The following is an 18,006-nucleotide window of genomic DNA, read 5'->3' on the forward strand; positions in this document are numbered from 1 at the left end:
CCCGCCGATGGCAAGGATGCCGGAGACCGGCTCGCGCGCCTGCCAGGCGTGCGCGGCGGCGATCGATCCGCGGATCATCGCGTCCTGGCACTTGCCCTCGTGGCCCAGCGCGCGCACCGCCTCGATCGTGGTGCCGGCCGCCTGGGCGACCTGTTCGGGTGAAATTTCCGCTCCGCCGACGGTCTGGCGTATGCTGGGGTCCAGATGCACAACGCGCACGCCTGCTGCCTCCAGCGCCCGCCGGGCAAAGCGCGCTTCTTCTTCCTTGGTGTCCTGCGTCGCGATGAGCAGGACGCTTGGCAAGTCGTCCATTCCCGGTTCTCTCCCTGCGACCATAGCTGCGTCATCGCGGTTGACATTGCACCATGCTTTCGCGACGCAGCGTTCCACAAGGTGAAATACCGGGGATGAGGATGCGGCCATGCTGGATCGCAAGGTAAAGACCGTCAGGGCGCTGGAACGCGGGCTCGACGTGCTGCTGGAAGTGCAGGCGCGGCGGGCGGTGAGCCTGCACGAACTGCATCTCGCGTTGAGCCTGCCCAAGGCGACGTTGCTGCGCATGTTGTTGACGCTGGGGCGAAAAGGACTGGTGTGGCAGCGCCTGGCCGATGGCGCCTATCTGCCGCATGTCGACAACATCGCGCGTGCACAGTTTGCGTCCAGCGAGCAAATCGCCGAGATCGCCTCGCCCCATCTCAAGGCGCTCAGCACCCGCATCGCCTGGCCCTCGATCCTGGCGGTTCCCCGGCTCGACCATATCGAGATCATCGAGACCAACAGCCCGCTGTTCCGGCTCGATGCGGCCACGCTGGGTCCGGTCGGGGTCAAGCTTTCGTATATCCACACGGCCACCGGGCGGGCGTATCTTGCGGCTTGCGACGATGCCGAGCGCGATGCGATCCTGTCGCGCCTGCGCCCGCCGGGTGCCGACGAAGCGAGCGAGGCCGAATTGCACGCGATCCTCAATCTGGCGCGGAGCAGAGGATACGCGGTGCGCGAACCGGTTCATGCCTGGCCCGACCGTTCGCGGCAGCTCGTGCTGCGCGACGGACGGCGTTCGATGGGCGTGGCGATCAAGGTGCGCGGTGCCCCGGTGGCTGCGATCAACGTTACCTGGCCGGCCAAGCGCACCATCGAAGATCGGGTCATCGCGCGGCATCTGGGCGCGTTGCAAGATGCGGCCCGGATCATCGGCACCGAACTGGAAGCGGGACCGCAGCCTGAAACTTCTTCGACAAGTTAGTTTCACACCGTGAAACAACCCACTCATGGTCGATTGGGACTTGGGCCGGCTTCGGCGATGACAGGCAAGGGCAGAGGAAACGAACATGCGGCAGTGGCTGATCAGGAAGGGCGCAGCGTCGCTCGACGATCTCGACATGATCGAGGTGGCCCGGCCCGAACCGGGTCCCGGCGAAGTGCTGGTCAGGGTGCGCGCCTGTTCGCTGAATTTTCGCGACCAGCTGATTCCGCAGGGGCACTACCTGGGCGGCGCGGTCGATCGAGACACCGTGCCCCTGTCCGACGGTGCGGGTGAAATCGCCGGGATCGGCGCGGGTGTAACCGGGCTGGCGCTGGGCGATCGCGTGGCGGGCACATTCTTCCTCGACTGGATCGACGGGCCGCCCAACGCCGGGCACGGCCCTGCGCTCGGCGCGCCGCCGACGACCGGAATGCTGCAGGACTACGTGGTCCTCCCCGCCCATGCGGTGGTGCCGCTGGCCAGCAGCCTCAGCTTCGAGGAAGCGGCCTGCCTGCCGTGCGCCGGGGTCACTGCCTGGAATGCGCTGATGGAAGGCCCGCGACCCGTGAAAGCGGGCGAGAGCGTGCTGGTGCTGGGCACCGGCGGCGTGTCGCTGCTCGCGCTGCAGATCGCCAAGGCCGCCGGAGCGCGCGTGATCGCCACGTCCTCGTCCGATGAAAAGCTGGCGCGGGTCAAGGCGATGGGCGCCGACGACACGATCAACTACCGCTCGGTGCCCGATTGGGGCGCTGCTGCGGCGAAGCTGGTCGGCGGGGTCGATCATGTCGTCGAAGTCGGCGGCTCGGGCACTTTGGCGCAAAGCATCGCGGCGGTCGGCTACAACGGCGAGATTTCGCTGATCGGCGTGCTGACGCGCCAAGGCGATACCGGCCCGCACGCGCTGATGTTCAAGGGTGCGACATTGCGCGGCATTTTCGTCGGTTCGAAAGGCATGGCGCAGCGCCTCAACGCGTTCGTCGATGGCCACGCCATCAAGCCGGTGGTCGACCGCACATTCCCGATCGAGCAGGCGCTCGATGCCTATCGGTATCAGGGATCGTCGTCGCTGTTCGGCAAGGTCGTCATCACGCTCTGAAGCGGGAACGCAAGGTCGCCGTCCGGGCAAGCCGGACGAAAGGCCACTTGCATTCTTCCGAAAATTGTATCTGTTACGTACAAATAAACCAAGATCGAAGTGCGCCGCGACGAGCGCGGACCACAACGACCCGACCCCGATTGCGGGGCGGAAAAACGGGAAAGGGCACAGCGCGAAACGGCTCCATTTGGGCCTGGATCGGTCGCTGTCCCGGGGAGAGTGACAGCGCATGGCACGGCAACTCGGCTTCGGCCAATCGATCGGCGGGATCATGCAGACGGCGTTCGTCGTCGCGGACATCCACGCCGCGATCGATCACTTCATCCGCGATTGCGGGGCAGGGCCGTTCTTCCTGCTCGACCACTTCCTCGCGCCAGACCAGGTCTATCGCGGTGAAGCGTCACGCGCCGACGTGACCATTGCCATGGGCTTTGCCGGGCACATGCAGATCGAACTGATCCAGCCGCTCGACGATCATCCCTCGGTCTATCGCGAGACGGTCGAGCAGCGCGGGTACGGCTTCCACCATTTCGGCATTGCTTGCGCCGATGTCGATGCGGACCTGCCCGGCTATCTGGCGCGCGGGTACCAGCTGGCGTTCCGCGCGGCCGTGCCGACCGGCGGCGCCGTCGCCTACCTCGAAGGCGGACACGCCGCGCAGCCCGGCTTCATCGAGCTGATTCCCGCAACGACGGGCATGGACGAACACTTCACGCGGTTCTGGCAGGCGTCGCGCGATTGGGATGGCCGCGAGCCGGTGAGGTCGTTCCTGTGAGCGCGTCGATCGACGCAGCAACCACCGGCTCCGGACAGCGCCGTGGCGGTGGTTATCAGGCGTGGGTGGTGGGGCTGCTCAGCCTCAACTTCGGCATCCTGTTTTTCGATCGCAACGCGCTCAATTTCCTGATGCCGTTCGTGCAGCCCGACCTGCACCTGTCGAACACGCAAGTCGGCACGCTGAGTTCGGCGCTGTCGCTCACCTGGGCGCTGGCGGGCTTCGGCGTCGGGCGCCTGTCGGACAAACTCGGGTCGAAGAAGCCGGTGATCGTGCTGGCGACGATCGCGTTTTGCCTGTGCTCGTTCGTGTCGGGCGTCGCCACCACCTTCATCATGCTGCTGGGCGCACGCCTGCTGATGGGCGCTGCGGAAGGCGGCGTGATGCCGGTCAGCCATGCGATGGTCGTGTCCGAGGTAGCGCCCGAGCGGCGCGGGCTTGCCATGGGCGTGGCGCAGAACCTGGGGTCCAACTTGCTCGGATCGGGGCTGGCGCCGTTGCTGCTGGTGCCGATCGCCCTGGCCTATGGCTGGCGCACGGGGTTCTACATGGCGGCCATTCCCGGCCTGATCTCCGCCGCGATCATCTGGTTCACCTTGCGCGAACCGCCGCAGGACGTGAGCCACGAAGCGCATCCGACGGTGTCCCTGCGCGAAGCGTTTCGGCATCGCAACGTCGTGCTGTGCGCGCTGATTGCGATCCTGCTGGTCTCGTATCTCGTGGTCTGCTGGGCGTTCATGCCGCTGTTCCTGACCAAAGTGCGCGGGTTCGCGCCCGAGACGATGGGATGGCTGATGGCCACGCTGGGCATTTCGGCGGGCATCGGCAGCTTTGTGGTCCCCGCGATTTCGGATGCGATCGGCCGCCGCCCGGTGCTGGTGTTCTTCTCGTTCCTTGGGGTGACGCTGCCGCTCGGCGCGCTGTATTTCAACGGATCGACCGTGGTGCTGGCCGCGATCTTCTTCTTCGGCTGGGGCCTCAACGGCGTGTTCCCGCTGTTCATGGCGACGATCCCGTCGGAGTCGGTCGATCCGCGCCTGACCGCGACGCTGACCGGCGTGGTGATGGGCACCGGCGAAGTGCTGGGCGGGGTGCTCAGCCCGTTCATCGCGGGGGCGGCGGCCGACAAGTGGGGGCTGACCGCGCCGGTGTGGCTGATGTTCGGCCTCGCCATCGCGGCGGGTTTCTGCGCGCTCGGGCTGATCGAATCCGCCCCGCGCGTGGTCGCGCGACGGGCGGCCGGAGGGCTATCGGCACAAGCGGCCTGATCTGCGGGAAGGGAGTGAACGATGAGTGTCGTGGAAAAATTCGCCACCGCCGGCGTCGCACCGCCCGAACGGCTGCGCTATTGGAACGATCTGGTCGACCGCGTCTATGGCGGCACGTTCGTCAATACACCCGATCAGGACTTCTCGGGCGAAATGTGGTGCTGGAGCGTGGGCGAACTCGACATGATCCGCCCGCGTTCGGGTCCGTCGATGGTCGGGCGCCTGCCGCGTGACAGCGCTTCCGAACGCATCATCCTGCATCTGCAATGTCGCGGCACCAGCCAGCACCGGCAGGACGGGGTGACCAGCGTTCTGGAGCCGGGCGACTTCGTGCTGGGTTCACCGCATCGCCCTTATGCGATCGACTTGTCGGCGCACGAACTGCTGGTCGTGGAATTTCCCCGCCAGCCGCTGGTCGAACGTTTTCCGGGACTCGACGATGCGCTGTCGCGGCGGATGTGCGGATCTTCGCCGGGAGGGCGCGTGTTCCACGATTTCCTGCTGTCGCTGTGGCATCAGGGCGATCAGGGCATGCAGGATCCCGAATGGGAGCAGGGCGTGAACGCGGTGTTCTACGATCTGGCCGCGCTGGCCATGCGCGGCGCCGGGCGTGATGAACCACGCAAAGTCGAAACCGCGTTCCGCAACCGGGTGCTGGCGGTGGTCGATGCCCAGTTGTGCGACCCGTTCCTGCGCACCACGACGATTGCGCAAGCGTGCAACGCATCGGTCCGCACCGTGCAGAACCTGTTCGCCGCGATGGGCACCACGCCCAGCGGGTATATTCTGGAACGCCGGCTGCTGCGCGCATCCGACCGGTTGCTGGCCCGCCCCGAAGCCAGCATCACCGAAGTCGCATTCGAACACGGGTTCAACGACAGCGCCTATTTCACGCGCTGTTTCCGCCAGCATTTCGGCCTCGCGCCGCGCGAATGGAGGAGCCGGCCCTGACCGGGGCAACTTTTGCGTATCAGTCCTGATCGGCTTGCGCCCCAGTGCAAGCAGGGGACTGCCCGACGTGCCATCAACGGTGACCCCGAGGTGAAGCATTCCTTCAAACGCTTCGCCCGGTAAAAAATAAACAGGAGAGGGAAGAACCATGAAGTTCGCACCGGTTTCAATCGCGGCCCTGGCCACCGTGCTGGCCACGCCCGCTTTCGCGCAGGACACAGCGCCGCAAGCGCAAGCCCAAGCCTCGGAAGGCGGGATCGAGCAGATCGTCGTCACCGCGCAAAAGCGCGCGGAAAACGTCCAGGACGTGCCGATTTCGATTTCGGCGTTCACCGCCGCGGCGTTGCAGGAACGCGCGGTCACCAGCGTCGCGTCGCTGTCCAACATTTCGCCCAACGTGACGCTTGACGCCGGAACGCCGTTTTCCGGTTCGTCGTCGGTGCTGTCCGCCTATATCCGCGGCATCGGCGCCAACGACTTTGCGTTCAACATCGATCCGGGCGTGGGCATCTACCTCGACGGCGTCTATCTCGCACGATCGGTCGGTGCGAACCAGGATCTGCCCGACGTGGAGCGCGTCGAAGTACTGAAGGGCCCGCAGGGCACATTGTTCGGCCGCAACACCATCGGTGGCGCCATCTCGATCGTCACGCACGATCCGGGCGACGAGTTCCACTTCAAGGGCAGCGTCACCACCGGCCGGTTCAACTACATTTCGGTCAAGGGCACGGTCGATGTGCCGTTGACGACGGGTCTGTCGTCGTCGCTCAGCTTCTCCACCACCAAGCGCGACGGTTACCTCAAGCGGATCGCGTTTCCCGGCGCCGCCGGCTTTGCCGAAGATCCGATCACCTCGTTCAAGGCGGCGGGATACAACAACATCGGGCTGGGCACCGAAGGCGGCGACAACAACTACAACCTGCGCGGCAAGCTGCGCTACGACAACGGCGGCGCGTTCCGCATGACCCTGAGCGGCGACTATACCAAGGTCGATACCTCGCAGATCGCCAACAAGGTCATCACCACGTTCCCGGCCGTGTTCGCCGGCACCTACAACTGCGCGATCGCCGGCAACCCCACGGTGACGATGGGCGCGGCGACCGGCCCGTGCGACAGCTTCATCGGCGGACCGCCGGCCGGCGCACTGTTCGCCAATCGCGGTGGCCTGACCTCGGTGGTCGACCTGCCGTCGATCTATGGCGTCAACGCCGATGCCAACCCCAACAACAACCGCCTGCCGTATGACAACCGCTTCGTCACCAACAGCATCGACACCAGCTATGCCAACGGCAACAACTTCTCGAAGCTGAAGACCTACGGCGGTTCGGCTACGCTCGACTATGACCTGTCGGACAGCATCTCGATCAAGTCGATCACCGCCTACCGCGAGCTGCACTGGAAGACCGGGATGGACCTCGACGGGTCGCCGCTCGATTTCCTGCACACCAGCTTCGAGATGAACCAGAAGCAGTTCAGCGAGGAACTGCAGCTGACCGGCCATGCCATGGACAAGAAGCTGAACTATGTGCTGGGCGCCTACTACTTCAAGGAATCGGGCAACCTGCACGATTACGTGACGTTCGCCGAAGGGCTGTTGCAGGTCGATGGGCCCAACAACCTTTCGACCAAGAACTATGCATTCTACGGTCAGGTCGACTACAAGTTCACCGATCAGTTCGCGATCACGGTGGGCGGCCGCTACACGCATGAAAACAAGGAGTTCGAAGGGTTCCAGTCGGACAACAACGGCCTGAACTACAAGCTGGCGCAGTTCTTCGGCGATCCCAATTGCGCCTCGCTCACCCCGATCAGCGACCAGTGCCGCATCGACAACGGCTTTCCCAATCCCGGCCAGCCGCTGCGCTACTATATCGCAGGCGTGCAGAAGAAGGTGTTCAACAACTTCTCGCCCAAGGTGGGGCTGCAGTTCCACCCCACCGACGACGTGATGCTCTATGCCAGCTGGTCGAAGGGCTACAAGACCGGCGGCTGGACCACCCGCCTGTCGAACCCGCTGCCGACTGCGCCGGACTTTGGCCCGGAAAAGGCGACGACCTATGAAGTGGGCTTCAAGTCCGAACTGCTCGACCGGCACCTGCAGGTCAACGCGGCGGCATTCCTGACCAACTACAAGGGCATCCAGCTTAACTTCCAGCAGGGCATCTCGCCGACCATCCAGAACGCCGGCGACGCCCGGATCAAGGGCTTCGAGCTGGAAGTGACCGCAGCGCCGGCCACCGGCTTTACGGTGACCGGTTCGGTGGGCTATACCGATGCGCACTACACCACGGTGCTGGCACCGGCGCAGGTCGCACCTTCGCCGCTCCAGGCCGGTGTGTTCGCCGGGGTTTCATTGCCCAAGACGCCCAAGTGGAAGGCCAACATCAGCCCACGCTACGAGGCCGATCTCGGTGGCCACGGCAAGCTGGTGCTGCTGGGTGACGTGACCTTCACCGGCAGCATGAAGAACGACACCGAGGGCACGTTCCTGCTCGTTCGTCCGCACACCACGATCCTCAACGCCAGCGCCACGTACAAGGCACCCAGCGAGCACTGGGACGTGACCGTGGGCGGCACCAACATCACCGACGAGCGCTATCTGACCACCGGCCAGGCGCAGCTTGCCGGCGGCCAGATCTACGGCACCTACAGCCGCCCGGCCGAATGGTACGCCCGGCTTGGCGTGAAGTTCTAGGTTCACGAAAACGGCGGGGCGGGGACGAATTGCGATCCCCGCCCGCCAACGGAGACAGCCCATGCCCGAAACCGCACATTCCGAATTCTGGGGCGGCCTCAAGCCGGTCGCGAAAGTGTTTCGCGAGGGCAGCCTGCCCGAAGTCTACCTGCCCAAGATCGCCGAGGGCGACGAACGCTACTGGGTGCCGATCAGCGAGACGGTCAGCTCCAAGCCCGTCTGGATCAGCCCGTCGAAGAACATGTGGGCCGATGTGCTGATGTCGAAGTCGGCCGGGCTGGTTAACCGGCATTATCACCCGCATCCGATCTGGGCCTACACGATCAGCGGCAAGTGGGCCTATCTCGAGCACGAATGGACCGCCACGGCGGGCGACTTCGTCTATGAGACGCCGGGCGAGAGCCACACGCTGGTCTGCTATGAACATGCCGATCCAATGAAAGTGTTCTTCGTCGTCTCGGGCCCGCTGATGTGGCTGGACGAGGACGGCAACACCACCGGCCATTACGACGTGTTCGACTACATCGCCGCCGCGCGGGCGCACTATGCCTCCAACGGGATCGGTGCCGACTACGTCGATACGCTAATCCGCTAGGAACCGCGCCCGTGGCCATCATGACCGCCCCGCCGTCCGACGCCAAGACCATCGTCGACGTGCCCAACAACTACAAGCACCTGGTCGAACGGCTGAGCCCCGGCGGTCGCTACATCGATGTGCAAAGCGATGACGACAGCCCGTGGGTGCCGTTCGGCGACAATGCCGCGATCAAGCATCTGGCGTTCGACGTGCGGCAGAACCTGTTCTCGAACATCCTGTGGGTGAAAGGGCCGGGCACGATCGGCACGCACCTTCATCGCGGCACGATCACGATGGTCTGTCTCGAAGGCAGCGTGCGCTATCTCGAATACGACTGGGTCGCCTCGCCCGGCGGGCTGATCATCGAGGTGCCGGGCGAAAGCCACACGCTGGTGACCGAGCATCCACAAGGCGTGAAGCTGTTCGGGTGGATGCAGGGCCCGATCGAGTTCTACGATGCGCAGGCCCGGCTCGTCGAGACGGCCGACGTCTGGTGGTACATCAATCACTACGAAACATACTGCAATGCCAATGGCATAGCGATCAATCCCAAGCTATATCTTTAAGGACCAGACGATGACCGGAATGAAGGCGCCGCCATCGGGCGCGTACAAGATCGTGGCCGTGCCGGAACTGTACGGCGACCTCATCAAGGCGCGCGGGCTGGAGGGCAGCTACGTCGGCAAGTCCGAGGCCGAAAGCCCGTGGGTGCCGTTCGGCGACAACGCCGCGATCCGCCACCTGGCGTTCGACGTGCGCGAGAACGTCTACGTCAACATCCTGTGGATCAAGGGCCCCGGCGTGATCGGCACGCACAAGCACCGCGGCAAGGTCTGGGCGATCGGGCTGGAAGGCTCGTTCCGCTACCTCGAATACGACTGGGTGTGCAGCGCCGGCGAATTCATCACCGAAATGCCCGGTACCGCGCACACGCTGGTGACCGACGATCCCAACGGCATGAAGGCGCTGTTCCACATGCAGGGCGCCAACGAGTTCTTCGACGAGAACGGCAACCACGTCGAAACGCTCGATGTGTGGTGGTTCATCAACCACTACGAAAGCTACTGCAAGGAACACGGCCTGCCGATCAACCCGCAACTGTACCTGTGACGGACCGGACGATGGGGACGCTGGGCAAGTTCGACATCGCCGGGCGCAGCGCGCTGGTGACGGGCGCCGCATCGGGTATCGGCCTCGCTTATGCCGAGATCATGGCCGAGGCGGGTGCCAAAGTGACCCTCGCCGACATCGATCGCGACGGCGCAGAGCGCGAGGCCGAGCGCCTGCGGGGCGAGGGGTTCAATGCCCGCGCCGCGCGTCATGACGTGGCCGACCGCGAGGAGACCAAAGCAGTTTTCGATGCCCATGCAGCGGTTTACGGCGGGCTCGACATCTGTTTTGCCAACGCGGGGATCGATCCCGGCGCTGGCTTCTGGAATCCCGAAGGGCGCCGCAATGACGATGGCCAGGTCGATACGTTCGACCCGGCGCGGTGGGACCGGACGATCTCGATCAACCTCACCGGCGTCTACAACACCATGCGCGACGCAGTGCGGCTGATGAAGGCGGGCGGCAAAGGCGGTTCGATCATCGCCACCGCGTCCAACGCCGGGCTGGTGAGCGAGCCGATTGTCGGCATGGCCTACATGCCGGCCAAGGCGGGCGTGCTGCACATGGTGCGCCACCTCGCGCTGGAACTGGCGGAGTTCCGCATCCGCGTGAACGCGATCGCGCCGGGGCCGTTCGTCACCAACATCGGTGGCGGCTGGCTCAAGAAGGATCCGGTCGCGCGGGCGGCGTGGGATGCGCTGGTGCCGCTGGGCGCGGTGGCGGAAACCGACCAGCTCAAGCCGCTGGCGCTGCTGCTGGCGTCCGATGCGTCGGACTACATGACGGGGAGCCACGTGGTGATCGATGGGGGCATGATGCTGGGGAAGTTCAGATGAGGCGCACCGTGCTGATCGCCGCCGCGCTGGTCATGGCCGGAGCGGGCACCGCCTGGGCCGCCGGGCAGCAGCTGGGCCAGCCACTCGCCCCGCGCTCGCCCGAAAAGGTCTATGCCAGCACGTGCGGCTACTGTCACGGGACCAACGTCGGACCGATCATCCTGGGGCGGCACCTGCCGGCAGTGACCGTGGTCGGCATGGTGCGCGAAGGGCGCAACGCGATGCCCGCGTTCCGGCCTACCGAAATCAGCAACGGCGAACTCGAAGCCCTGAGCCGCTGGGTCGAAGCCAGCGCGGCCAACCCGCAGGAGAAGGGCCAGTGAGCACGCTTCCGATCGATCGCCGGGGCTTGCTCGGTGCAGGCGTCGTCGTCGCTGCCGCGCTGGGCCTGGCCGCGTGCGAACGCAAGGCGCCGGTGTCGCTGGCCCCCGGGGTCAGCAAGGCGGACTTCGCCGGGTTCATCGCCGCCGCTAAGTCGATCGTCGGCGCCGAATGGGTCGCAGGCGATGCGCAAAGCGTGAAGCCGTGGACCAAGAAGTACATCCCCGACCCGGGCAATGTGCACGCCCCGGTCGGCGCGGTGGCACCTGCCTCGGTCGAGGAAGTGCAGGAGCTCGTCCGCATCGCCAACACCTACAAGCAGCCGCTGTGGCCGGTCTCGACCGGCAAGAACATGGGCTATGGCATGACGAGCACGGCCGCGCCGGGGCAGATCGTGCTCGATCTCAAGCGGATGAACCGGATACTTTCGGTCGATCCTGAACTGTGTACGGCGCTGGTCGAGCCCGGCGTGACCTACCAGCAGCTCAAGGACTACCTGGTCGAGAACAACCTGCCGTTGTGGATCGACGTGCCCACGGTCGGCCCGATCGCCAGCCCGGTGGGCAACACGCTCGATCGCGGGGTGGGTTACACGCCTTATGGCGAACACTTCATGGTCCAGTGCGGCATGGAAGTGGTCATGCCCAATGGCGATCTGCTCAAGACCGGCATGGGTTCGACAAAAAACCCCTCGGCGTGGCAGGCGTTCAAATGGGGTTACGGGCCCTATCTTGACGGCATCTTCACCCAGTCCAACTTCGGCGTGGTGACCAAGATGGGCATGTGGTTGTTGCCCGCGCCGCCGGTCTATAAGCCGTTCGTGGTGCGTCACAAGAAGATGGAGGACGTGTCGCGCATCGTCGATGCGATGCGGCCGCTGCGCATTGCCAACATCATCCCCAACGTGGTGCTGATGATGGGTGCGGGATACCAGCTGGGCATGTTCGCGCGGCGCGCCGAAGTGTGGGACAAGCCCGAGCCGGTGCCCGACGAAGCGTTCGAGGCCGCCGCCGCCAAAGTCGGGCTGGGGATGTGGAACACCTACTTTGCGCTGTACGGCACCGAGACGATGGTGGCCGAAAGCGAGAAGATCGTGCGCGCGGCGTTCGAGGCGATCGGCGGCGAGGTGCTGACCGAGGCGGACATGGTCGGCAACCCCTATTTCCATCACCACGCCACGCTGATGCAGGGCGGGTTGAGCCTTGAGGAAATCGGCATCGTGCGCTGGAAGGGCGCGGGCGGGGGCTTGGCCTGGTTCGCCCCGGTAGCCCCGGCCAAGGGCAGCGAGACGGTGGGGCAGGTCGCGCTGGCCAAGGAAATCCTCGGGCGCCACGGCTTCGACTATACCGTCGCCTTCGCCATCGGCAGCCGCGAACTGCACCACATCATCGCGCTGCTGTATGACAAATCCGATCCGGCAGACGAGAAGCGCGCGGCCGAATGCTACCACGATCTCGTCACCGGGTTCGGGGACAAAGGCTGGGCGTCGTACCGCACCGGGGTGCAGGCGATGGACCTTGTCGCGCAGCAGTACGGCGAGGTGAACCGCGCGGTGAACGCCGCGATCAAGCAGGCGCTCGATCCCAACCACATCATCGCCCCCGGCAAGTCGGGCATCGCGTGATGCGCGTGGCTGCCGTGATCGCGGCGCTGGTCTTGGCCCTGGCTGGGTCGGCGCCGTGCGCCGAAGCTGCGGCTGACGCCAGCCCCCTGACGGTCAAAGTGCTGCGCACCAGCGCCGGATCGCTCTATGCCAACATTGCGCTGATCGAGGGTGAGCACGACGCGGTGCTGGTCGATGCGCCGTTCACGCGGGCCGATGCGCACCGGGTGGTGGCGATGGTGCTCGACAGTGGCAAACACCTGACCACGGTGTTCGTAACCCACGATCATCCCGACCACTTCTTCGCGATGGAAGTGATCCAGGATGCGTTTCCCGATGTGAAGATCGTGGCGCATCCGGTTGTCGTTGCAGACATCTGGCGCTCGCTGCCGTTCAAGGTCAAGCGGTGGGGCCCGCTGCTGGGCACCAACGGTCCGCGCCATCCCAGCGCGCCGCTGCCGCTCGACAGCGACACCATCCTGCTCGAAGGGCGCGAACTGAAGATCATCGGCCCGATGCAGGGCGATCACCTGCACGCCACCGCGCTGTGGGCACCATCGATCAAGGCGCTGTTCCCCGGCGATCTGGTCTACAACCAGATGTATCTGTGGTTCGGCGAGCATGATCCCGCATCGATTGCGGCATGGGGCAAGGCGATCGACCAACTGGCTGCGCTCCAGCCGACGATGGTGGTCGCGGGCCACTCGAAACCCGGTCTGCCCAACGATGCGTCGGGGCTCGACTACAGCCGCCGTTACATCGCGGCCTGGCCGGGCCTGGTCGCGGCATCGAAGGATGCGACCGATCTCGGCGCCAGAGTGACCAAGGCCTTCCCCGGATCGGTGGATGTGCTGGGCGATTTTCTCCTCGGAAATTCGTCGCGCGTGGCCAAGGGGGAGCAGGCGGCATGGCAGGAATAGGCGGCGCATTCGCCGGCAAGGCGGTGCTGATCACCGGCGGCGCGACCGGCATCGGCCGCGCTTCGGCGCTGGCGTTCGCTGCAGCGGGCGCGAGCGTGATGATCGGCGACATCGACGATCGCGCGGGAGAAACCGTCTCGCTGATCCGAACCGAGGGCGGGGCGGCCGAATTCGTCCGCGCCGATGTGACCGATCCGGCGGCGATGGACGCGCTCGTCGCGGCCTGCGTGGCGCGGTTCGGTCGGCTCGATGCGGCGTTCAACAACGCCGGGGTGCTGCCGCCGCAGCGTCCGTTCCACGAGATTCCGCCCGACGAATTCGCGCTGGCGATCGATGTCGACCTCAAGGGCGTGTGGTTCGCGATGCAATCCGAAGTGCGCCATTTCCTGCGGGTGGGTGGGGGCGTCATCGTCAACACGGCTTCGGTCGGCGGATTGATAGCCGACCCCAACATGGCCGCCTATGTCGCTGCAAAACATGCCGTTATCGGTGTGACAAAGGCGGCCGCGATCGAATATGCGCAACGGGGTATCCGGGTGAACGCGATTGCGCCCGGCTTCGTCGTCACGCCGATGACGCAGCACTGGGCCGACAGCGCGGAGTTCCGCGCCGCGTTCTTTGCCGGCAACATCAGCGGGCGCGCGGCGCAGCCCGAAGAGATTGCCGGGACGGTGCTGCACTTGTGCTCGGACGCGGCCAGCTTCGTGAACGGCGCCACGTTCGCGATCGACGGCGGCCAGACCGCGCACTGACGCCCAAGGAGCGGAACCGACCATGCGCGCAGCCGTGATGCAGGGCCTGCACCAGCCCCTGATGCTGGAAACCGTCGCCGATCCCGATCCCGGCGCGGGCGAGGTGGTGGTCAAAGTGGCTCGCTGCGGCATCTGCGGCTCGGATCTGCACATGACCGAGGACCCCGCCTTCGGCATGGGCGCGGGCGACATCCTCGGCCACGAATTCGCCGGCGAGGTGGTTGCGCTGGGCAAAGGCGCCGAAGGGCTCGCCAAGGGCGACCTGGTGTCGGTCATCCCGCTCAAAAGCTGCGGCCACTGCGCCTCGTGCCGCGTCGGCGAGGTGGCGTGGTGCGAGCAGTTCGGGCTGCAGGGCGGCGGCTATGCCGAATACGCGATCACCCGGCCCAACCAGTGCGTGAAGCTGCCGCGCTCGGCCAGTCTGGCCGACGGAGCGATCATCGAGCCGCTCGCGGTGGCGCTGCACGGCGTGAACATGAGCGGAATGCGCCCCGGCGACCGCGTGCTGGTGCTGGGTGCGGGCCCCATCGGCCTGGCGGTGGCGTTCTGGGCGCGGCGACGCGGTGCGGGCCGCGTCGTGCTGCAGGATGTGACGTCATGGCAGCGCGACCGGGCGCTGGCGATGGGCGCCAACGCCTTCATCGACGATCCGGCGGACCCGGTCGACGGCGCAGAGCGCGCGCTGGGCGGCAAAGCCGACATCGTGTTCGAATGCGTCGGCATACCCGGGCTGATCGCGCAAGCGGTGCAGCAGGTGCGCAATCGCGGCACGATCCTGCTGCTCGGGCTGTGCACCCGGCCCGACACGATCGACAGCTTTGCGATGCTGTCCAAGGAAGTGCGACTGGTGACGTCAGCCTTCTTTACCCGCCAGGAATACGAGGCGGCGCTCGACGCGCTCGACCGGGGCGCTGCCGAACCACGCCTGCTGATCACCGACACGATCGGCCTGGCCGCCGCGCCGCAAGTGTTCGAAAGCCTGCGTCGCCGCACGCAGCAGTGCAAGGTGCTGATCGATCCGACGGCACCATGACGTCACCGTGAAGCCCCATCAACGCGGTGATCGCGCGCCTATTGCCAAAGCGCGTTGAGCGCGGGCAGCAGGTGATCGCGGTGTTCCGCGGGCACCATGCCGAGCAGGTCCAGCTCGAACGCATCGATGATCGTCCGCGCCTCGGCGAGCCGCGCCCGACCGGTATCGGTGAGCGACAGCGACTGCGACTTGCCGTCGAGCGGGGTGCGCGCGATCAGGCCCGCACCTTCCAGCCGGTTGAGCAGCGGCACCATGTTGGCGCGCTGGATGTCGAGCGCGCGGCCCAGCGCGCTGGCCGTAATCGCCGGGTTGGCGTCGATCAGGATCAGGCACGAGGCATCGGCATAGCGCAAATCGACCGCCGCCAGCCGCGACGACAGCTCCGACAGCATCGCGTTGGCGGCGCGGCGCAGGGCATAGCCCGGAAGATGGGAAAGCGGATCCTGCATCGCCACGACCCTAACGATCGCTGTTGCACATAGCAAACGACATTGTTATGTTATATAACAAATGGGAGAGTCGAAATGCAGTTCGAACGGATGAACCCGCTCACCGGCGCTGTGGCATCAACCGCACCGGCGATGCAGGCGGCCGATATGGCGGGCATCGCCGAACGCGCAGCGGCCGCATGGCCGGTCTGGGCGGCGATGGGGCCCAACGCCCGCCGCGCGGTGCTGATGAAAGCCGCGACCGCACTCGAACAGCGTGCCGAAGCGTTCGTCGAGGCGATGATGGGAGAGATCGGCGCGACGCGGGGCTGGGCGCTGTTCAACCTCGGGCTGGCCGCCGGGATGGTGCGCGAAGCCGCCGCGCTGACCACGCAGATTTCGGGCGAGGTCATCCCGTCCGACAAGCCCGGCTGCCTGTCGATGGCGCTGCGCGAGCCGGTCGGCGTCATCCTCGGCATCGCGCCGTGGAACGCGCCGATCATCCTGGGCGTGCGCGCGATCGCGGTGCCGCTGGCGTGCGGCAACGCGGTGATCCTCAAGGCCAGCGAAAGCTGCCCGCGCACGCACCAACTGATCGTCGAGGCGTTCGTCGAAGCGGGCTTCCCCGATGGCGTGGTCAACGTGGTCACCAACGCACCGGCCGATGCGGCCGAGGTCGTGGGCGCGTTGATCGATGCGCCGCAAGTCCGGCGGATCAACTTCACCGGGTCGACCACCGTGGGCCGGATCATCGCGCAGCGCGCCGCCGGACACCTCAAGCCCTGCCTGCTCGAACTGGGCGGCAAGGCCCCACTGATCGTGCTGGAGGACGCCGATCTCGACGAGGCGGTCAAGGCGGCGGCGTTCGGCGCGTTCATGAACCAGGGCCAGATCTGCATGTCGACCGAACGGATCATCGTGGTCGACAGCGTGGGCGATGCCTTTGCCGCCAAGTTTCGCGACAAGGTCGCCGCGATGCCGGTGGGCGATCCGCGCGCCGGCAACACCCCGCTCGGGGCGGTGGTGGACACCCGCACCGTGGCGCACTGCCGCAGCCTGATCGATGACGCCTTGGCGGCGGGCGCCGAACAACTCGTCGGCGGCGAGACCACCGAAGGCGTGCTGATGCCCGCCCATGTCATCGATCGCGTGACGCCGGCGATGAAGCTGTTCCGCGATGAAAGCTTCGGCCCCGTGGTCGGCATCATCCGCGCGCGCGACGAAGCGCACGCGGTCGATCTCGCCAACGACAGCGAATACGGCCTGTCTGCCGCCGTGTTCACCAGGGACATCGCCCGGGGCCTGTCGGTAGCGCGCAGGGTGCGTTCGGGCATCTGCCACGTCAACGGCCCGACCGTCCATGATGAGGCGCAGATGCCGTTCGGCGGCGTCGGGGCGTCGGGCTACGGGCGTTTCGGCGGCAAGGCGGGCATCGACAGCTTCACCGAACTGCGCTGGATCACCATCGAGACCCAGCCGGGCCATTTTCCCATTTGAATTTTCGCACAACAAGGATGAATATTATGTCGGATCGTCTTGAAGAAGATACAGTTTCGTTCCGCGTCGAGAACCGCATCGCGTGGGTCTATTTCAACCGGCCGGAAAAGCGCAACTGCATGAGCCCCAAGCTCAACCGCCAGATGTTGCGCACGATCGAGGAACTGGAATTCCGCGACGACGTCGGCGTTCTCATCCTGGCGGGCGAAGGCTCGGCCTGGTCGGCCGGCATGGATCTCAAGGAATACTTCCGCGAGAACGAGCACAAGGGCATCGGCGCGGTCCGTCAGGCGCAGCGCGAAGCGTACAGCTGGTGGGAGCGCCTGCGCTGGTTCGAAAAGCCGACGATCGCGATGATCAACGGCTGGTGCTTCGGCGGCGCCTATGGCCCGCTGTTCGCCTGCGACCTCGCGTTTGCGGCGCAAGACGCACAGTTCGGCCTGTCCGAAATCAACTGGGGCATCCTGCCCGGCGGTGGCGCTTCGAAAGTTGCCGCAGAGCTGCTCTCGTTCCGCCATGCGATGTACCACGCGATGATGGGCGAGAACCTGACCGGCACGCAGGCCGCCGAATGGGGCTTGGTCAACGAGGCGTTGCCCGCCGACAAGCTGGAAGCGCGCGTGCTCGAAGTCGCCAACGTGTTGCTCGCCAAGAACCCGACCGCGTTGCGCTCGACCAAGTTCGCGGTCCGCCGCGTGCGCGAGATGACGTACGACAATGCCGAGGACTACCTGATCCGCGCGCAGGAATCCGCCAACAGCTTCGACGGGGAAGGGCGCAAGGAAGCCACGCGCCAGTTCATCGATGAAAAGGCGTTCAAGCCCGGATTGGGCGCCTACGACTTGTCGAAGAAATCCTGATCCACGGAGCGGCGGTCGCAACGCAGCGGCCGCCGCACTGC

19 protein-coding genes are annotated in these 18,006 nt (G+C 65.8%); 17 read left to right on the forward strand and 2 right to left on the reverse strand.

Going from position 1 to position 18,006, the window contains the following annotated elements; translation table 11 throughout:
- Positions 1 to 312: Tm-1-like ATP-binding domain-containing protein (locus NL2_RS13850; protein ID WP_174522617.1), on the reverse strand; the 312-nt coding region annotated here is incomplete at its 3' end.
- 109 nt (positions 313 to 421) lie between these two features.
- Between NL2_RS13850 and NL2_RS13855 the strand changes: the two genes are divergently transcribed.
- The 15 genes from NL2_RS13855 to NL2_RS13925 all read left to right on the forward strand — a co-directional run bounded on the left by NL2_RS13855 (position 422) and on the right by NL2_RS13925 (position 15,180).
- On the forward strand, positions 422 to 1,243 hold the full coding sequence (locus NL2_RS13855; RefSeq protein ID WP_068076287.1) for an IclR family transcriptional regulator domain-containing protein: 822 nt from the start codon (positions 422 to 424) through the stop codon (positions 1,241 to 1,243).
- An 85-nt stretch (positions 1,244 to 1,328) separates the two neighbouring features.
- Positions 1,329 to 2,339 carry a zinc-dependent alcohol dehydrogenase family protein gene (locus tag NL2_RS13860; RefSeq protein WP_068076292.1) on the forward strand — a complete coding sequence of 337 codons (1,011 nt, stop codon included), beginning with the start codon at positions 1,329 to 1,331 and terminating at the stop codon, positions 2,337 to 2,339.
- A 229-nt stretch (positions 2,340 to 2,568) separates the two neighbouring features.
- Positions 2,569 to 3,114: a VOC family protein gene (locus tag NL2_RS13865; protein ID WP_068076293.1), complete on the forward strand. Its 546-nt coding sequence runs from the start codon at positions 2,569 to 2,571 to the stop codon at positions 3,112 to 3,114.
- Positions 3,111 to 4,382 carry an MFS transporter gene (locus NL2_RS13870; RefSeq protein WP_084356092.1) on the forward strand — a complete coding sequence of 424 codons (1,272 nt, stop codon included), beginning with the start codon at positions 3,111 to 3,113 and terminating at the stop codon, positions 4,380 to 4,382. Before NL2_RS13865 ends, NL2_RS13870 begins: the two co-directional genes overlap by 4 nt.
- A gap of 21 nt (positions 4,383 to 4,403) precedes the next feature.
- The gene (locus tag NL2_RS13875; protein WP_068076294.1) at positions 4,404 to 5,333 is read left to right on the forward strand and encodes a helix-turn-helix domain-containing protein; all 930 of its coding nucleotides are present in this window, start codon (positions 4,404 to 4,406) and stop codon (positions 5,331 to 5,333) included.
- A 148-nt stretch (positions 5,334 to 5,481) separates the two neighbouring features.
- On the forward strand, positions 5,482 to 8,028 hold the full coding sequence (locus NL2_RS13880) for a TonB-dependent receptor (protein ID WP_068076295.1): 2,547 nt from the start codon (positions 5,482 to 5,484) through the stop codon (positions 8,026 to 8,028).
- A gap of 61 nt (positions 8,029 to 8,089) precedes the next feature.
- Entirely contained in the window at positions 8,090 to 8,623 is a 534-nt protein-coding gene (locus tag NL2_RS13885) for a 2,4'-dihydroxyacetophenone dioxygenase family protein (protein WP_068076296.1), read from the forward strand.
- A 20-nt stretch (positions 8,624 to 8,643) separates the two neighbouring features.
- Entirely contained in the window at positions 8,644 to 9,171 is a 528-nt protein-coding gene (locus NL2_RS13890) for a 2,4'-dihydroxyacetophenone dioxygenase family protein (RefSeq protein ID WP_068076386.1), read from the forward strand.
- Between the two features lie 10 nt (positions 9,172 to 9,181).
- Positions 9,182 to 9,715 (forward strand): 2,4'-dihydroxyacetophenone dioxygenase family protein, encoded by a 534-nt coding sequence (locus tag NL2_RS13895; protein ID WP_068076297.1) that lies wholly within the window; start codon positions 9,182 to 9,184, stop codon positions 9,713 to 9,715.
- 11 nt (positions 9,716 to 9,726) lie between these two features.
- Complete coding sequence (locus NL2_RS13900; protein WP_068076298.1) at positions 9,727 to 10,551, forward strand: SDR family NAD(P)-dependent oxidoreductase; 825 nt, start codon at positions 9,727 to 9,729, stop codon at positions 10,549 to 10,551.
- Positions 10,548 to 10,874 (forward strand): c-type cytochrome, encoded by a 327-nt coding sequence (locus tag NL2_RS13905; protein WP_068076299.1) that lies wholly within the window; start codon positions 10,548 to 10,550, stop codon positions 10,872 to 10,874. The genes NL2_RS13900 and NL2_RS13905 overlap by 4 nt, the downstream gene beginning before the upstream one ends.
- Positions 10,871 to 12,496 (forward strand): FAD-binding oxidoreductase, encoded by a 1,626-nt coding sequence (locus NL2_RS13910; RefSeq protein ID WP_084356094.1) that lies wholly within the window; start codon positions 10,871 to 10,873, stop codon positions 12,494 to 12,496. Before NL2_RS13905 ends, NL2_RS13910 begins: the two co-directional genes overlap by 4 nt.
- Complete coding sequence (locus NL2_RS13915; RefSeq protein WP_068076300.1) at positions 12,496 to 13,395, forward strand: MBL fold metallo-hydrolase; 900 nt, start codon at positions 12,496 to 12,498, stop codon at positions 13,393 to 13,395. Before NL2_RS13910 ends, NL2_RS13915 begins: the two co-directional genes overlap by 1 nt.
- Positions 13,383 to 14,147 carry an SDR family NAD(P)-dependent oxidoreductase gene (locus NL2_RS13920; RefSeq protein ID WP_068076301.1) on the forward strand — a complete coding sequence of 255 codons (765 nt, stop codon included), beginning with the start codon at positions 13,383 to 13,385 and terminating at the stop codon, positions 14,145 to 14,147. The genes NL2_RS13915 and NL2_RS13920 overlap by 13 nt, the downstream gene beginning before the upstream one ends.
- A 22-nt stretch (positions 14,148 to 14,169) precedes the next feature.
- Positions 14,170 to 15,180 (forward strand): alcohol dehydrogenase catalytic domain-containing protein, encoded by a 1,011-nt coding sequence (locus NL2_RS13925; protein WP_068076302.1) that lies wholly within the window; start codon positions 14,170 to 14,172, stop codon positions 15,178 to 15,180.
- Positions 15,181 to 15,218: 38 nt separating this feature from the next.
- Here NL2_RS13925 and NL2_RS13930 read toward each other — a convergent pair whose 3' ends face one another.
- Positions 15,219 to 15,629: a MarR family winged helix-turn-helix transcriptional regulator gene (locus NL2_RS13930; protein WP_068076303.1), complete on the reverse strand. Its 411-nt coding sequence runs from the start codon at positions 15,627 to 15,629 to the stop codon at positions 15,219 to 15,221.
- 75 nt (positions 15,630 to 15,704) lie between these two features.
- On the opposite strand from NL2_RS13930, the gene NL2_RS13935 reads away from it, so the two are divergent.
- Positions 15,705 to 17,105, forward strand: a complete 1,401-nt coding sequence (locus NL2_RS13935) for an aldehyde dehydrogenase (protein ID WP_068076304.1) — start codon at positions 15,705 to 15,707, stop codon at positions 17,103 to 17,105.
- 26 nt (positions 17,106 to 17,131) lie between these two features.
- A complete protein-coding gene (locus tag NL2_RS13940; RefSeq protein WP_174522618.1) occupies positions 17,132 to 17,965 on the forward strand; it encodes a p-hydroxycinnamoyl CoA hydratase/lyase in 834 nt (277 codons plus the stop codon).
- Positions 17,966 to 18,006 lie beyond the last annotated feature (41 nt).

The sequence above is a fragment of the Novosphingobium lentum NBRC 107847 genome (genome assembly GCF_001590965.1).
GTDB lineage: Bacteria > Pseudomonadota > Alphaproteobacteria > Sphingomonadales > Sphingomonadaceae > Novosphingobium > Novosphingobium lentum.

What these genes read in the sequence shown, in the direction of transcription:
- NL2_RS13925 (WP_068076302.1), top strand. Translation starts at nt 14,170, where the DNA reads ATGCGCGCAGCCGTGATGCAGGGCCTGCACCAGCCCCTGATGCTGGAA.
- NL2_RS13865 (WP_068076293.1), top strand. Translation starts at nt 2,569, where the DNA reads ATGGCACGGCAACTCGGCTTCGGCCAATCGATCGGCGGGATCATGCAG.
- NL2_RS13855 (WP_068076287.1), top strand. Translation starts at nt 422, where the DNA reads ATGCTGGATCGCAAGGTAAAGACCGTCAGGGCGCTGGAACGCGGGCTC.
- NL2_RS13900 (WP_068076298.1), top strand. Translation starts at nt 9,727, where the DNA reads ATGGGGACGCTGGGCAAGTTCGACATCGCCGGGCGCAGCGCGCTGGTG.
- NL2_RS13875 (WP_068076294.1), top strand. Translation starts at nt 4,404, where the DNA reads ATGAGTGTCGTGGAAAAATTCGCCACCGCCGGCGTCGCACCGCCCGAA.
- NL2_RS13935 (WP_068076304.1), top strand. Translation starts at nt 15,705, where the DNA reads ATGCAGTTCGAACGGATGAACCCGCTCACCGGCGCTGTGGCATCAACC.
- NL2_RS13930 (WP_068076303.1), bottom strand. Translation starts at nt 15,629, where the DNA reads ATGCAGGATCCGCTTTCCCATCTTCCGGGCTATGCCCTGCGCCGCGCC.
- NL2_RS13915 (WP_068076300.1), top strand. Translation starts at nt 12,496, where the DNA reads ATGCGCGTGGCTGCCGTGATCGCGGCGCTGGTCTTGGCCCTGGCTGGG.
- NL2_RS13905 (WP_068076299.1), top strand. Translation starts at nt 10,548, where the DNA reads ATGAGGCGCACCGTGCTGATCGCCGCCGCGCTGGTCATGGCCGGAGCG.
- NL2_RS13920 (WP_068076301.1), top strand. Translation starts at nt 13,383, where the DNA reads ATGGCAGGAATAGGCGGCGCATTCGCCGGCAAGGCGGTGCTGATCACC.
- NL2_RS13880 (WP_068076295.1), top strand. Translation starts at nt 5,482, where the DNA reads ATGAAGTTCGCACCGGTTTCAATCGCGGCCCTGGCCACCGTGCTGGCC.
- NL2_RS13885 (WP_068076296.1), top strand. Translation starts at nt 8,090, where the DNA reads ATGCCCGAAACCGCACATTCCGAATTCTGGGGCGGCCTCAAGCCGGTC.
- NL2_RS13890 (WP_068076386.1), top strand. Translation starts at nt 8,644, where the DNA reads ATGACCGCCCCGCCGTCCGACGCCAAGACCATCGTCGACGTGCCCAAC.
- NL2_RS13940 (WP_174522618.1), top strand. Translation starts at nt 17,132, where the DNA reads ATGTCGGATCGTCTTGAAGAAGATACAGTTTCGTTCCGCGTCGAGAAC.
- NL2_RS13895 (WP_068076297.1), top strand. Translation starts at nt 9,182, where the DNA reads ATGACCGGAATGAAGGCGCCGCCATCGGGCGCGTACAAGATCGTGGCC.
- NL2_RS13860 (WP_068076292.1), top strand. Translation starts at nt 1,329, where the DNA reads ATGCGGCAGTGGCTGATCAGGAAGGGCGCAGCGTCGCTCGACGATCTC.